Below are 14041 nucleotides of genomic sequence, written 5' to 3'. Positions count from 1 at the left end.
TGCATCTGTCCTTAGAAGCTAATGCCTTGTTGCTTGAGATATTTGGCCGCCTCTCGTCCCCAGCGAACGATCACGGCCTGCGGGTCGTTGGTGAATACTCGCTCGGTATTGCCGTAGGCGTTGGTGTACCCGACGAAACGCTGTCCATCGGCACACTCCACGCAATAAAGCGCGTCCTCGACGGGCTGGCCGGTATTGCTGTCGATCAGCTGGTACTGCTCGCTGTGCCTGGGTAAAACCTCAGGTGCGGTGAACGGCGCGCTACCCGATTGAGTGCCGACCAGAACATCACCGGAGCCCGTAACGATGACTCCGCCGTGAGCGGTGGCGCTGCCGAGAAAGGCGATGGGCTGGCCATTTATCAAGATGCTACTGATTCCTTCGGCGACGGCATCTCCGCAGGCCGTGCTGTCCCCGACCCGCAGCGTGGGCAGCCCATTGATCAAAACATCAGGCGAGCCGCTGGTGGTGGCGTTGGTCCCGTGCCCGGTTTTTGGACAGGCATTCAGATCGGTAAGTCGAGCGGCGGGTTTGGCCATGATTCAACGTCCTTGTGCATGGGGTGTGTATTCTCGGTGCTATTGGTGGCGCTCGATGTGGTCACGGTCACTGTTCGGATGTACGGCAAACGTGCCCGCCCGCACTGTGCCTGGGGCATCGACCTGTTCTTTGGCATCCCCGCCCGCCGTCGGTTTTCGCGCGATAACTGCCAGCAAGACGAGCCCATGGCCGCTGTACTTCGGTATTGCGGCCAACGGCACCGAGCATACCCAGCAAGTGCCCCCGGGCCGGATACAGACGTGCATCAGAGAGCAAACGGTCTGGCTTGCCAGCTAAAGTGCGGCCAGTCGGGCAGCCCCAGCTCCAGCGAGGGTGATTTATGGGACGGTTCGTCTGTGCGCCGATTAGCGAGATTATTCGGCTCACTCTCTAGCAATGGCTGCGAGTACGAAAAAGCCGCGCAATGCGCGGCTTTGAAGGTGGTGGGCCCACACGGACTCGAACCGTGGACCAAAGGATTATGAGTTGCCCGGAAACGCTGCAAACCCAATGAAATCGTGCGTAGTGCCGTAGGTACAGTTAGCTGGACGTAGTGTGGCGCTGGGTCGGCAGAGCGGATTTCGATCAGCTAAACGGTTAGATAGTCAAAGCTCTGTTCTCAAACTGTCGAAGGCGTCCCGCAGGAACTTGGCCGCCGGCTTTCGAGGGCCGGTCTGCTCTCGCCATGACGACAGCGCGACTCGCATCGCACCGATGGACACCATGGCCACCATCCGCAGCGCCGGACGGCGCTCGGGCTGTCGCCAGACCTCGCACAGTGCGTTGAAGAGCGACCGCTCCTGTTCCGCATAGTGTGCCTGCTTGCGCACAAGCAGCGTTTCGCTCGACATCATCAGATTGTCGATAGCGATCATCTCCTCGCTCGTATAGCGCTCGATGCGCTTCACCATCACATCACGAACGGCATCGAGCGGCGGTACGTCAGGCGATGTCTTCAGCAGATCGGCAATCAGCATGGCCGAATCGGCATCCAGTCCGAACAAGATGATGTCGTCCTTCGACTTGAAGTACGAGAAGAAGGTGCGGCGCGAGATGCCGGCGGCTGCCGCGATGTCGTCCAGCGTCGTGCCGTGGTAGCCGTTGGCGAGGAACAAGCTCAACGCGGCTTCGGCGATGCGCTGGCGTGTTTCGCGGCGCTTTCGTTCGCGCAAGCCTTCTGAAGGTGCGATGCCCGAACTGGCAGAAATTTCCGACATTTTTAGATGGCCTATTGCGTGCCTGCACCGAGTGCATTAGATTCAGCACTCGGTGTAAATATTTATGCATCTAGCTTACGTTCCTTTCCCGAGCAAGGCAAAGACCATGGCCTGGACCGACTCCGATACCTACTCTTGGCACTCCCTCACTGCGGTTGTCACTGGAACGGCGACCCTGGATTCTAAGGTGCGCCATGCGTATTCCCGGTGGCGAATCTGCCTCGCCGCCCTCGGTTTGCTAGTGATCTCTGCAAATGCCTCGGGCGGTTCGATTGCTCAGAGCCCGCCCAAACCCGATTGGAGCTCTGCCGACATGCCTTCTCAGAAGGGGCGCATCTTTCTCGTCACGGGCGGCACGAGTGGCATCGGATACGAAAGCGCCAAAGCCCTGGCGGGCGCAGGTGCGCAGGTCGTGATCGCGGCGCGCAATTCGAAGCAAGGCGAGGAAGCGATCACAAGCATCCGCCAGCAAACGCCCGACGCGCGCTTGCGCTTCGAGTCGCTCGACTTGGCTGACCTGTCGTCGGTCCGCGCGCTGAGTGAGCGCCTCAATGCGACGCTCCCCCGTCTCGACGGCCTGATCAACAATGCGGGAATTATGGAACCGCCGGAGCGCGGTACATCGGCGGACGGGTTCGAAATGCAATTTGCCGTCAATTACCTGGGCCACTTCGCCTTGACCGCAGAGCTACTGCCGTTGTTGCAAAAGGCCGACTCGCCCCGCGTCGTCACCTTGTCCAGCATAGCCGCCGCCCGCGGCGGTGCCATCCACTTCCAGGATATGCAATTCGAGCAAGCTTACGATCCAATGGCTGCCTATAGCCAATCGAAGCTGGCCTGCCTGATGTTTGCTCGTGAACTGCAACGGCGCAGCGATGCAGGCGGTTGGGGCATACAGAGCCTTGCATCCCATCCGGGGGTCTCGCGCACCAACCTGTTGGCCAATCGCGGCGGCGTTTCGGGATTCGTCCGCCGCAACCTGCCGTTTCTGTTCCAGCCGGCCGCGCACGGCGCGTTGCCGACGCTGTTTGCCGCCACCGCCGTGGAGGCGCAAGGCGGAACCTACTACGGGCCTACCGGGATGATGGAAGTGCGCGGCCCGCTCGGCCTCGCCAAGGTACCTCCCGCTGCCACGGATGCCGACACGGCCGCTCGGCTTTGGGCGATCAGCGAGGAGCTTAGCGGCACGCGGTTCCCGTAGCGCCTCGCTGATTGGTCGCCTGCCTCTGCTGCCTTCGCGACCGACGACCGACCCGATCCCCTCTTTCGTTTCCGGCGCCGATGTGCTCCGGTCAGGAGCTTATTCCATGAGCGGAACCACGACCCCCGTCTCGCGCCGTCCCCGCATGCTGCAAGCCCTGCTCAATCTTCGTCGCGAGGAGTTCGGACCAGTGCTGATCGCAGCCCTGTTTTTCTTCTTCGTACTAACCGCGCTGATGCTGCTGCGGCCGGCGCGCGACGCCTTGGGGATGGAACGTGGCATCGAGAGCATCCGCTGGCTGTTCATCGGCACCGCAGTTGTTACGTTGGCGGTGAACCCCTTATTCGGTTGGTTGGTTAGCCGTCTGCGGCGGCTGCAGTTCATCGGCACGACCTACGGATTCTTCGTGCTGAGTCTGGTGGGCTTCTGGGCTTTACTGATGTTCGCTCCCGACTCTGTGGGCCAGCGCAGCGGCCAGGTGTTCTTCGTCTGGTACAGCGTGTTCAACCTATTTGCAACCATGGTGTTTTGGGCGTTGCTGGCCGACCGCTTCACCAGCGACCAGGGCAAACGCTTCTTCGCCCTGATCTCGGTCGGCGGCACGCTCGGCGCGATTTTTGGACCGTGGCTCACGTCGCGATTGGCCCAGCCTCTGGGGACACCTAGCCTGCTTCTTGTTGCGTGTGGATTCTTGTTGCTGGCGCTTGCCATGGCCTGGCTTCTGGTTCGAGCGGCGCCGGACCGGGCGCCTACCGACACATCCGTTGAGGCGACCGGTTTCGCGAGCGAGGGCGAGCGCATCGGCGGCAGCGCCTGGTCGGGCCTGCGTGCGGTGTTCCGGTCTCCTTACCTGACCGGCATCGCCGGTTACATCCTGCTAATGACTGTGGTGGCGACGCTCGTCTATTTCACTCGCCTGCAGATGGTCGCGGAGGTGGCCGAAGACACCGATGCGCGCACAGCGATCTTCGGCAACATCGACATGTGGACGCAGGTCGCGGTGCTGGTCCTGCAACTCACCCTGACCGGAAAGATCATCAAGCGCTTCGGCCTCGGCGTGGCATTGGCGATCCTGCCGGCGGCCACCGCACTCGGCTTCATCGGCCTGGCGGTCTACGGTTCGTTCGTGGTGCTGATCCTGCTCGAAGCTACCAACCGCGCCGTACAACGCGGCATCACCCGGCCGGCGCGGGAGGCTCTGTTCACCGTGGTCAATCGCGAGGACAAATACAAGGCCAAGGCCTTCATAGATACCTTCATCTACCGCGCCGGCGACGTCCTAGGCGCACAGACCGAAGGCGCGTTCGGAAGGCTGGGACTGGCCATGGGCGCACTGATCGGCGCTGTCTTGCCGCTGGCGCTGGTCTGGGTCGCACTGGCCATCTGGCTGGGGCGTGCGCAAGCACGGCGCGTGGAGCAGCTTACGGCGCGCGCCGCGCCTGCGGCATCCGACGGTGCGCAGGTCGGCGCTAGTCCGCCCGTGGCGCGCGGCGCGGATTCAGCCGCGCCATAGATGCCGACCGCAAGCCTTCTGCATACCAAGGTAGGAAACCAACCCATGGCTATTGGAACCACGAGATGAACCTGTCAGCACGAACACTTACCAAGCTCGCTCGTCCTGCCGACGCGAAGACGAAAGTACCAGTCCGATTCTCGGCCTTGCTTGTAGTTCCTATGCTCTTGACTGCTTGCGCTCAGGCTCCCAAGAGCACGGTGGACGAGCGGCAGTTCGGAACACTGTCTTGCGCAGAGTTGGCCCAGCAAGCAGAGGAGGGAAGTGCGTCGAAGGCCGTCGCAGATCAGGCCAAGAGTGATTCCTGGCGCGCTGTTGTGCCCTTCATCGTGGCAGCCCGCTACGGTCAAGCCGCCTTTGCCTCCAATGAGGCGGAAAAGCGTTTGACTTTGCTTGCACAGCAGTCAACCCGACTGGGTTGTGTTCATTGATTTCTTTCCGAGTAAACGTTCGTCGACTGGATTGCTTCGATTGCTCAGACGCTTCTGATCCCTCGATGCAACTCTCCAACCTTGAGGGCACAAAGATGATCAACATACTGCGAACGAGAAATACGCGTGTGGCGCGTTCCGGATGGCAAAGCCGTCTCGCCGTCTGTGGCGTGCTGCTGAGTTGCGTAATTGTCGTGGGCAGCGCGGCGGCGCAGAGCCCGCCCCAACCCGATTGGAACCCTGCCGACATGCCTTCTCAGGAGGGGCGCATCTTCCTGGTCACTGGCGGAACCAGTGGCATGGGGTATGAGGACGCCAAAACCCTGGCTGCCGCAGGTGCGCAGGTTGTGATCGCGGCGCGCAACCCTCAGCGGGGTCAGGAAGCGATCGACCGGATCAAACAGGAAGTGCCCAACGCCCAGGTGCAGTTCGAATCCGTTGACCTGTCCGATCTGTCCTCGGTCCGTGCGCTGGGCCAACGTCTCGGCACCACGCTGCCCCGACTGGATGGACTGATCAACAACGCGGCCATCATGGCGCCTCCCGAGCGCGGCACCTCTGCGGATGGCCTGGAGATGCAATTCGCCACGAACTACGCGGGGCACTTCGTTCTGACTGCCGAGCTGTTGCCGCTGTTGCGCAAGAGCGATTCTCCTCGCGTCGTAACGTTGTCCAGTATTGCCGTTCACCGTGGCAGCATCAATTTCGACGACCTTCAGTTCACGCAGGCGTACGAGCCGATGCTTACCTATGCCCAGTCCAAACTGGCATGTTTGATGTTCGCGTTCGAACTGCAACGGCGCAGCGATGCCGCAGGCTGGGGCATCCAGAGCCTGGCCGCCCACCCCGGCGTCGCGGTGACCGAACTGGTTGCGCGCGGCCCCGGCCTGGAAAGCGAACAGGGGCGTCAATGGTCTGCGATGCGTGAGCACCTCCAGACCGCGGCTCAGGGCGCAGTGCCTACGCTGTATGCCGCCACCGCACCCGAGGCGCAAGGCGGAGCCTACTACGGGCCGACTGGCCCCAACGAGATGGCGGGGCCGCTTGGCCTGGCGACCGTTCCCCCGCTCGCCAGCGATGCTGCGGCCGCTGCCCGTCTATGGACGATCACCGAAGAGATCACCGGCACGAGGTTCCCTGCGCGCGGCCGTTGATCGCATCGTCAGGGACAAGCGCCTCTTCTTCCTGATCGCAGTCGGCGGCACGCTCTGCGCGATCTTCGGCTCCTGGCTGTTGATCGAATCGGAACGGCTGCCTGACGTGTTTCTCCATGGACGAGGCGCAGGACTCCAGCGTCGCCATCATCCGAAATTAGTCCCTGCCGATCCGCTGGCCGTCCCTCAATCGAGTCTTGTCCGATGAACGAGCAACTTAGCTTTCTATGCAACTGGGTCAGTGCGCCGAGGCGCGTCGCAGCAATCGCTCCATCGAGCAAAGCGCTCGCCACGCTGATCACGAGCGGAGTCTCACTCGACGACGCGCCCGTGATCGAACTCGGCCCAGGTACGGGCGTGTTTACACGACAGCTCATTGAAAGGGGCATTCCACAGGAACAACTTGCCCTCGTCGAATTCGGCTCGCACTTCGCGCGAAGTCTGCGAGAGGAGTTCCCAGCGATCAGAGTCTTCTGCATGGATGCGGCCCGGCTCGGGGGTATACAGCCATTCGGTAGAGAAAAGGCCGGTGCGGTGGTCAGTGGCCTGCCCTTGCTTTCGATGCCGCCCTTGCAAGTTGTACGCATCCTGAGGGGAGCGTTCGCACATCTACGTCAAGACGGTGCGTTCTATCAGTTCACCTACGGCCCCCGTTGCCCCGTTCCTCGGGCGATCCTTGAGCGTTTCGGCCTCCGGGCGCGCTACGTCGGCGGGACTCTGGCGAACCTTCCACCAGCGGCTGTCTTTCAAATATCTCGCAATCCCATTCCGGCCAAGGGCTTCTAGCCGAAGCAGCGCGGTTTGACGCCAGGAGTCTTATGAGCGATATCCCAGAACGCGGGCCAGTCACCGGAGGCCTCAATCCTAAGGCGTGCGGCATCCCGCCGAAAACGCCAAAAATGCGGGGGAGCATGGGGCGGCGGTACGTGAATGCCATGCTGCTGTTGGCTGCGTTGACCTTGTCGCATCCGGCCGCGAGGGCACAGGGCACCGAGCCACCCTATCTGGTAATTGATTTCGACTGGGTCGATCAATCTCGATCGCGCCCGGTGCCAGCGCGCCTGTACTGGCCAACCGGTACCGTGCCTAATTCGTCGGTGCCATTGGTGGTGTTCTCGCATGGCATCGGCGGTTCTCGGCAAGGCTACAGTTACCTCGGCAAATACTGGTCGGCCCGTGGCGTCGCCAGCCTGCACGTCCAGCATGTCGGCAGTGACGTGGAGCTTTGGAGGGGCAACCCGTTCGGTGTGGTTGGTCGTTTGCAGGCCGCGGCTCAGGAAAAGGAGGCCATCGCACGTGCCGGCGATGTGCGCTTCGCGCTCGACCGAATGCTCTCGGACGAAATGGGCAGCCGTGGTGCTGCGGTAGACCGCCAGCGCCTGGTCGCGGCCGGCCATTCGTACGGCGCGAATACCACGCTGCTTACGGTCGGCGCGCAAGTCGTCAGAGACGGTCAGACCATCAACTACCTGGACTCTCGCTTCTCCGCGGCGGTCGTCATTTCGGCACCGCCGTTCTACGGCGAACCCGATCTGGCGGCAGTGCTGAGCAAAGTGTCGGTTCCGACCATGCACGTGACATCGACCGACGACATGATCGAGATTCCGGGCTATCGCTCGGGTGTGGAGGATCGACTGGCCATCTTCGATGCGATCGCCCATCCGAACAAGCTGCTAGCGGTATTCCATGGCGGCTCCCACAGCATGTTCACCGACCGTTCATTCACCGGCGGCCCATCGCTCAATGCCAAGGTGAAGGTTGCCACCGCAGATCTCACCTTGGCCTTCCTCGACTTGATCTATGAGCGTGACGGAACAGCGCTCGCGCAGTGGCAAACCAACTGGCAATACATCTTGATGCGGGCACCAAGCTCGAATGACACGCCGCGAAGCATGACGACACGGGCCGGCGTGAGGACAGGACTGCCCTCCTTGGAGGACGCCGACTCAACCCAAGCCAACGTGAGATGAAACAACTCCCGCTTTCGTCATGACTGGCTCGATGGTCGCTGCATGGTGCCCCTTCGATGGTCGGATTGTGCCAATAATCGAATACGCATGGGTGACGCTGAACATTGAGCCCATGGCGCTTGACCTTCCTGTATCGAACGCGCCATGGCATTGGCCCGACAGGATGCGATACTCGCACCATCAATCGCGAGCATCGAACTGGAGCTGCCTCGCACCCTTTACAAAGGTGGCAGGGCCGCTCGAAATGGGTGCCGTTCGCCGGCAATACTGTCGAGGCGAAGCGCCCATTACACGCTTGAACGCCGTGCTGAACGCGCTTTCCGATTCGTAGCCGAGCGACAAGGAGATGACGGATACCGGATCGCTGGAATTTTCCAGCTTGTCCCCCGCCAGCAGCATGCGCCAGCGCGTCACATACTCCATGGGTGCCACTCCCACCGTCTCCTTGAATTTCTGGGCGAACGCCGAGCGCGACATGCAGGCGTGTCCGGCCAGCGCTTGCAAGGTCCAGCGGTACGCCGGGTCGGCATGAATCGCGCTGATGGCCGGACCCAACTGCTTGTCCGCCACGCCGAACAGCCATCCCGCACCATCTGCTTCGCCCTTGGCGACATGCAGTCGCAGGGCCTGAATCAGCATCATGTGGGCGAGGTGCTGGGCGATCAAAGAGCTGCCGGCCTGTGGGGCGTGCAGTTCCAGCATCATCCGTTCCACCGACCAGCGCAGTGCGGCCTGTTCCGACTCGTTGTGGATATGCACGATGGGCGGCAGCATGCCCATCAGGATGCCGGCATGCCCGCCGCTGACGCCGAAACGGCTGCCGACGAGGAAGAAGTCACCTCCGCCGTTAATTTTCACGACGGCGCCAGGGCGCGGCGGGGGGAAGTAGTTGCTGGACGGCTCCGGTGCTAGCGCCAAGTCGCTCGCCAGGCGGAACGGACGTCCGCTCGGCAGGACGAAGCAGTCGCCTTGTTTCAGATGCGCGGCGTCAGGAACGCCATCGACGACCAGCCAGCATTCCCCGGTCACCACTGCGTAGCACTTGATGAGCTTGTTCTGGTCAGGGAACTGGATCGACCAGGTTCCCCCGGCATCCACGCCCGAAGATACGTAGCTGCGCGGCTTCAACAGCGAAAGAACATCTGAGAGCGGATCCATGGCATTCCCTGGACGATTGCAAAGATAAGGGGAACTTTATCGTATAGATAGCACAGCCACATTATGGCCTCGCAGACGAACTCGCAGCTGCTGGCGCAGCGATAAGGCGCTGACTGGGCAAGCCACAGGCTATGTGCGAGTCACCGGCGGCGGGTAGTAGGCGGGTGTAAGGGTGTAAGTGCGTTGTCTGGCGCCGCCGTCATGGACGATCGCAAAAGAAGTCCGGCTCATCTCGCATGGTTCGTATCGTTCAGGCCGCCTATTGTCGGAGCAACGGTGTACAGCGGACCCGCGGCCCACATGAGTGCAAGCGTGATCTAGCGAAGTCGGACATGAAGCATGGACGACGGTGCCCCGCATGCCCAGCAGGCTTTGCCTGTCACAAGCGTCGGACTCCACACCATCGTCCACTACCGGTGCCGCGACATCATGCAAAACAGTTGTTCGAGCCTCCACGCCCGATTGCCCGGATTGTCCTCTTCGACCTCATGCGCGATATGCGCTTCGCCCTCGGCCCTACATGCCTTCCGGGGCGCCGATGGGTACCCACCGGTACGCGCCGCGGTGCGGTCGGTTCTTTCGCTGACGCTCGCCTATCTGCTTGCCGCATGCGACAGCGCATCCGAGGATGACGGAACGAATCAGCCCGCCTCGGCAATGCGAGTGACCGTGGGCGTGGCTGAGCCGGCCGCGTTCGGCGAACGCTTCTCGCTATCGGGCACCCTGACCGCCGAACGTCAGGCGCGGCTGTCGGCACGCGTCGACGGGCTGGTTTCGCGTGTGCATGTCGATGCTGGTGCTCATGTCGAGGCCGGACAGGTACTGCTCGAGCTCGATCCGGCCATCTCCCGCCAGGTGCTGCTGCGCACGCGTGCGGAAGCAGCGGAGGCCGCCGCTTCCGTGCGCGAGGCCGAGCGCCTGGTCACCGAGGCGCAGCTGCTCGTCACGCACAACGCTATCGCCGCCACAGAGCTAGGGGCGCGAACCTCTGCCCTGGCGCTCGCTCGAGCGGCGGAAGAGTCCGCCCGCGCCAGTGCACGCGAGCAGGAGGAGATCGTCGCCCGGCATGCACTGCCGGCGCCGTTTGCCGGCGTGATCGCTGAAAAGCTCGCAGAGGCCGGGGAGTGGGTTCAGCGTGGCACGCCGGTGCTGGCGCTGGTAGCGACCGACCGTGTTCTCCTAGATATACGCGTGCCGCAGGAGCGCTTTGGTCAAATCGATGATGGTGCGCAGTTCCGCGTTTTCGCTGATGCGGTTGGTAGCGCGCCTTTGCCGGCGCGCGCAGCGGCGCGGGTACCGGTCACCGATCCCGGCGCAAGAGCCTTTCTGCTGCGGCTGCTGGTGGATGATCCCCAAGGCCGACTACTCCCCGGCACTTCCGCCCGTGCCGAAATCTCACTCTTGCCAACCCGCGGCACAGTGGCTATCAGCCGTGACGCCTTGCTGCGCCAGCCCGACGGTAGCCACAGCGTCTATGTAATCGAAGACGACGGAGACCAACCCGTGGCGCGCAGGCGCACCGTGCAGATGCTCTATGGGCGCAATGGCCGGGTCGCTATCGTCGACGACAGCGTTAGAGAAGGGGAACGGATCGTCATCCGTGGCAACGAGGCCTTGGCCGATGGCCAGTCCGTAGAAGTGGTAGAGCGCTGAGCAATGGTATTCGGACGCGTTCTTCAACACAGCACCCTGATCGCCGTTGCGGTCCTGATCATGTGTATACTGGGCGTCAGCGCCGCGCTGCGTGTACCGGTGCAGATGATTCCGGACTTGGAAGTACGCACCATCAGCGTGGACACGCGCTGGCCCGGTGCCTCGCCGCGGGATGTCGAGCAAGACATCCTGATCGAACAGGAACAGTATCTGCGCTCCTTGCCCGGTCTACGCCGCATGGTTTCGATCGCCAGCACTGGGCAGGCCACCATCGAGCTGGAGTTTCCCTTCGGCGCCGATATCAACGAGGCCCTGATCCGCACCAACAATGCGCTGAGCCAGGTATCCGGCTACCCGGAGAACGTCGATGCGCCGGCGCTGACCATGATCTCCTCGTCCAACCAGCCCTTTATGTACTTCCGCGTCGGCCCGCGCGGCGAAAGCGGCGCCAGTCTGGACCTGGCGATGATGCGTAGCTTCCTCGAAGACGAGGTACGGCCGCGCCTGGAACGTGTCGATGGCGTCTCCTTGGTGGAGATCCGTGGTGCTGAAGAACGGCAGGTGCGCATCGAAGTCGATCCGTATCGCCTGGCCGAACGCGGACTGGACATGAGCGACCTACGCAACGCGCTGCGCGCGCGTAACATCGACCGCTCCGCGGGCGACCTGGACAGCGGAAAGCGCAGCGTACTGGTGCGCACAGTCGGCCGCTTCCGCGAGCCTGCCGACATCGGTGCGCTGATCATCGCCGAGCACGACGGCGCTCTGGTGCGGCTGTCCGATGTGGCCGACCTGCAACTCAGCCACCATGAACTGCGTTCCCTTTCGTACTACAACGGATTGCCGGCGTTGATCCTCTCGGTTCAGCGCGAGACCGGTTCTAACGTTGTACAAACCAAGAACGCCATGCTGCCAGCGGTCGATGCCGTCAACACCGAGGTCTTGGCGCCGCTGGGTCTGGAGATGACGCTTGTCAACGAGGACGCGCGCTACGTGGAGGAGTCCGTCGCCAACGTCTGGAACAACCTTCTGCTAGGCACGCTGCTGGCGACGCTGGCGATGTACTGCTTCCTGCGCTCTGCCCGCAGCACGTTCGTTGGCGTCATCGCCATTCCGATCTGCACCATTGCCGCCTTCATCGGCCTGCTGCTGGCCGGCCGCACGCTCAATGTGATCTCGATGGCCGGCGTGGCCTTCGCCATCGGTATGACGCTGGACAATACCATCGTCGTGCTGGAGAGCATCGACCAGGCACGGCGGAGAGGCCTCAAGCCCTTCGAAGCTGCCGTAGAGGGAGTGAGTCGGGTCTGGCCCGCCGTGCTGGCCTGCACGTTGACCACCGTACTGGTGTTCGCGCCTACGCTGTTCATCCAGCAGGAAGCCGGGCAACTCTACTCGGATATCGCCATCGCCATATCCGCCTCGATCCTGGCGTCGATGGCGGTTGCGGTGACGGTGCTTCCTACTATGGCGGCACGGCTGCTACCTGCGTTGACACCCGCCGCGTCCGCGGGGAGCGGTGCATTCGAGCGAATGGGCCGCGTTATTGGCAGGGCGTACCGTACCCCGACGCGGCGGGCCGCGATCCTGCTTGGGACGCTGTGCGCATCGGTGTTGGCCGTGGTATGGCTGACGCCGCCGGCTGAATATCTGCCGGAGGGCGAAGAGGCGCGGGTGTTCTCTCGTATGATAGCGCCGCCGGGCTACAACCTGGCGGAGATGGAGGGCATCGCGCAGGTTCTGATTTCGGAGTTGCAGCAGCGCCTCGAAGACGACCCGGCCCGTTTCCACCGCGGCGAGACGGACGTGCCCGCCATGCGATTCTTTTCGATGTTCGTCGATGCTCAGGGCATCAGCGTCATCACCGACCCCAAAGATCCCGTCGACCTGCAGGCATTGATGACCGCGCTTGAAGCGCGCTTCACGGCTTGGCCGGGCATGCGAGCGTTCGCCTCGCGCGGCTCCATCATCTCAAGCAACGACGGTGGCACGCGCAGCATCAACCTGAACATATCCGGCACTGATCTCGGGCAGATCTATCAGGTGGCCGGCCGTGCCTACGCGCGTGCCGAGATCCTGTTCGACGGCGCGCAGGTAGGCTCTGAGCCCAGCTCGCTCAGTCTGGACCAGTCACTACTGGAAGTGCGGCCGCGCTGGGAGCGCCTGGCAGAGGTCGGTCTGGATGCGGAACGCTTCGGCTATTCGGTGGCGGCGCTGAGCGATGGTGCCTTCGCCGACGAGATGATCTTGGATGATCGTCGGGTGGACATCTATCTGTTCAGCCGCGCGGGCAGGGACCAACGGGCGGATCTCCTTCGCGAGCTGCCGATCGCAACGCCGTCGGGGGCGGTGCTTCCGCTGTCCGCGCTGGCCGACCTGCACGAGGCCGCCGATACCGACAGCATCCGCAGGCTGGATGGCCGCCGTACGGTTACGCTAAACATCGTGCCTCCGCGCTCAGTGGCGTTGGAAACGGGTGTCGAGCGGGTACGCAGCGAGCTGATCGAGGCCATGGTCGCCGCTGGTGAGGTTCCACATGGCATCGCGATGAACATCACCGGTGCCAGCGACCAGTTACAGGCAACGCGTGAGGCGGTCACTGGCAATTTCCTGATCGCGATACTGCTGTGCTATCTGATGCTGGTAGCGATCTTCCGCCACTGGGGGCGGCCACTGTTCGTCATGGCCACGATCCCGCTCGGGCTGGCCGGCGGGATCGTCGGACTGGCGATGCTCAACGGCATCGGCGCCGTCTTCGGCATCCACCAGCCGTTCGACATGATCACGCTGCTCGGCTTCCTGGTGCTGCTAGGTGCCGTGGTCAACAACCCGATCCTGATCGTCCAGGAGATGTACAAGCGATTGGAGGAAGGCGCCGAGTCGATCGCCTCGGCGGTAGACGATGCGGTGCGCATCCGCTTGCGGGCGATCCTGATGTCGAGCCTGACGACCATCCTGGGCGTGGCGCCGCTGGTGCTGGTCCCCGGTGCTGGTACCGAACTCTATCGGGGTTTGGGCGCCATCGTGATGTTCGGCATCGCGTTCTCCACTGTCGTCACGCTGACCTTCCTGCCCAGCCTGATGGTGGCGACGCTGGCGCTGCAGGCGCGTGTCGGTGCGCGTTTAGGCTCTCGCCTGGGAGGTCTTCCTGCGAACGGATGATCCGGGGCGCAAGCGTGCCGCGCATAGGAGCGTCATTCCTCC

11 protein-coding genes are annotated in these 14041 nt (G+C 62.8%); 8 read left to right on the top strand and 3 right to left on the bottom strand.

Going from position 1 to position 14041, the window contains the following annotated elements; all coding sequences use genetic code 11:
• Positions 1-11: 11 nt before the first annotated feature.
• Together MST27_RS14780 and MST27_RS14775 are read right to left on the bottom strand one after the other, a co-directional pair.
• Positions 12-539, bottom strand: a complete 528-nt coding sequence (locus MST27_RS14780) for a PAAR domain-containing protein (RefSeq protein WP_243606706.1) — start codon at positions 537-539, stop codon at positions 12-14.
• A gap of 606 nt (positions 540-1145) precedes the next feature.
• Positions 1146-1712 carry a TetR/AcrR family transcriptional regulator gene (locus tag MST27_RS14775; protein WP_243606705.1) on the bottom strand — a complete coding sequence of 189 codons (567 nt, stop codon included), beginning with the start codon at positions 1710-1712 and terminating at the stop codon, positions 1146-1148.
• A 358-nt stretch (positions 1713-2070) separates the two neighbouring features.
• Between MST27_RS14775 and MST27_RS14770 the strand changes: the two genes are divergently transcribed.
• From MST27_RS14770 to MST27_RS14745, 6 genes are all read left to right on the top strand, one after another.
• A complete protein-coding gene (locus MST27_RS14770; protein WP_243606937.1) occupies positions 2071-2958 on the top strand; it encodes an SDR family oxidoreductase in 888 nt (295 codons plus the stop codon).
• Between the two features lie 145 nt (positions 2959-3103).
• The gene (locus MST27_RS14765; RefSeq protein ID WP_243606704.1) at positions 3104-4471 is read left to right on the top strand and encodes an NTP/NDP exchange transporter; all 1368 of its coding nucleotides are present in this window, start codon (positions 3104-3106) and stop codon (positions 4469-4471) included.
• A gap of 65 nt (positions 4472-4536) precedes the next feature.
• Positions 4537-4902, top strand: a complete 366-nt coding sequence (locus MST27_RS14760) for a hypothetical protein (protein ID WP_243606703.1) — start codon at positions 4537-4539, stop codon at positions 4900-4902.
• Between the two features lie 95 nt (positions 4903-4997).
• Entirely contained in the window at positions 4998-6056 is a 1059-nt protein-coding gene (locus tag MST27_RS14755) for an SDR family oxidoreductase (protein WP_275973241.1), read from the top strand.
• Between the two features lie 204 nt (positions 6057-6260).
• On the top strand, positions 6261-6842 hold the full coding sequence (locus MST27_RS14750; protein WP_243606702.1) for a class I SAM-dependent methyltransferase: 582 nt from the start codon (positions 6261-6263) through the stop codon (positions 6840-6842).
• Positions 6843-6874: 32 nt separating this feature from the next.
• Complete coding sequence (locus tag MST27_RS14745; protein ID WP_243606701.1) at positions 6875-8026, top strand: alpha/beta hydrolase family protein; 1152 nt, start codon at positions 6875-6877, stop codon at positions 8024-8026.
• A 180-nt stretch (positions 8027-8206) separates the two neighbouring features.
• Here MST27_RS14745 and MST27_RS14740 read toward each other — a convergent pair whose 3' ends face one another.
• The gene (locus MST27_RS14740; RefSeq protein ID WP_243606700.1) at positions 8207-9184 is read right to left on the bottom strand and encodes an AraC family transcriptional regulator; all 978 of its coding nucleotides are present in this window, start codon (positions 9182-9184) and stop codon (positions 8207-8209) included.
• Positions 9185-9748: 564 nt separating this feature from the next.
• Between MST27_RS14740 and MST27_RS14735 the strand changes: the two genes are divergently transcribed.
• On the top strand, positions 9749-10837 hold the full coding sequence (locus tag MST27_RS14735) for an efflux RND transporter periplasmic adaptor subunit (protein ID WP_243606699.1): 1089 nt from the start codon (positions 9749-9751) through the stop codon (positions 10835-10837).
• 3 nt (positions 10838-10840) lie between these two features.
• Entirely contained in the window at positions 10841-13999 is a 3159-nt protein-coding gene (locus tag MST27_RS14730; protein WP_243606698.1) for an efflux RND transporter permease subunit, read from the top strand.
• Positions 14000-14041: the final 42 nt, after the last annotated feature.

Origin of the sequence: Stutzerimonas marianensis, assembly GCF_022810315.1 — a bacterium.
Lineage (GTDB): Bacteria > Pseudomonadota > Gammaproteobacteria > Pseudomonadales > Pseudomonadaceae > Stutzerimonas > Stutzerimonas marianensis.
This window is presented reverse-complemented; position numbering and strand designations above follow the sequence as displayed.

Bases quoted from the DNA above. Each gene is read 5' to 3' on its own strand.
- MST27_RS14780 (WP_243606706.1), bottom strand. From the start codon at position 539: ATGGCCAAACCCGCCGCTCGACTTACCGATCTGAATGCCTGTCCAAAA.
- MST27_RS14770 (WP_243606937.1), top strand. From the start codon at position 2,071: ATGCCTTCTCAGAAGGGGCGCATCTTTCTCGTCACGGGCGGCACGAGT.
- MST27_RS14765 (WP_243606704.1), top strand. From the start codon at position 3,104: ATGCTGCAAGCCCTGCTCAATCTTCGTCGCGAGGAGTTCGGACCAGTG.
- MST27_RS14760 (WP_243606703.1), top strand. From the start codon at position 4,537: ATGAACCTGTCAGCACGAACACTTACCAAGCTCGCTCGTCCTGCCGAC.
- MST27_RS14755 (WP_275973241.1), top strand. From the start codon at position 4,998: ATGATCAACATACTGCGAACGAGAAATACGCGTGTGGCGCGTTCCGGA.
- MST27_RS14750 (WP_243606702.1), top strand. From the start codon at position 6,261: ATGAACGAGCAACTTAGCTTTCTATGCAACTGGGTCAGTGCGCCGAGG.
- MST27_RS14745 (WP_243606701.1), top strand. From the start codon at position 6,875: ATGAGCGATATCCCAGAACGCGGGCCAGTCACCGGAGGCCTCAATCCT.
- MST27_RS14740 (WP_243606700.1), bottom strand. From the start codon at position 9,184: ATGGATCCGCTCTCAGATGTTCTTTCGCTGTTGAAGCCGCGCAGCTAC.
- MST27_RS14730 (WP_243606698.1), top strand. From the start codon at position 10,841: ATGGTATTCGGACGCGTTCTTCAACACAGCACCCTGATCGCCGTTGCG.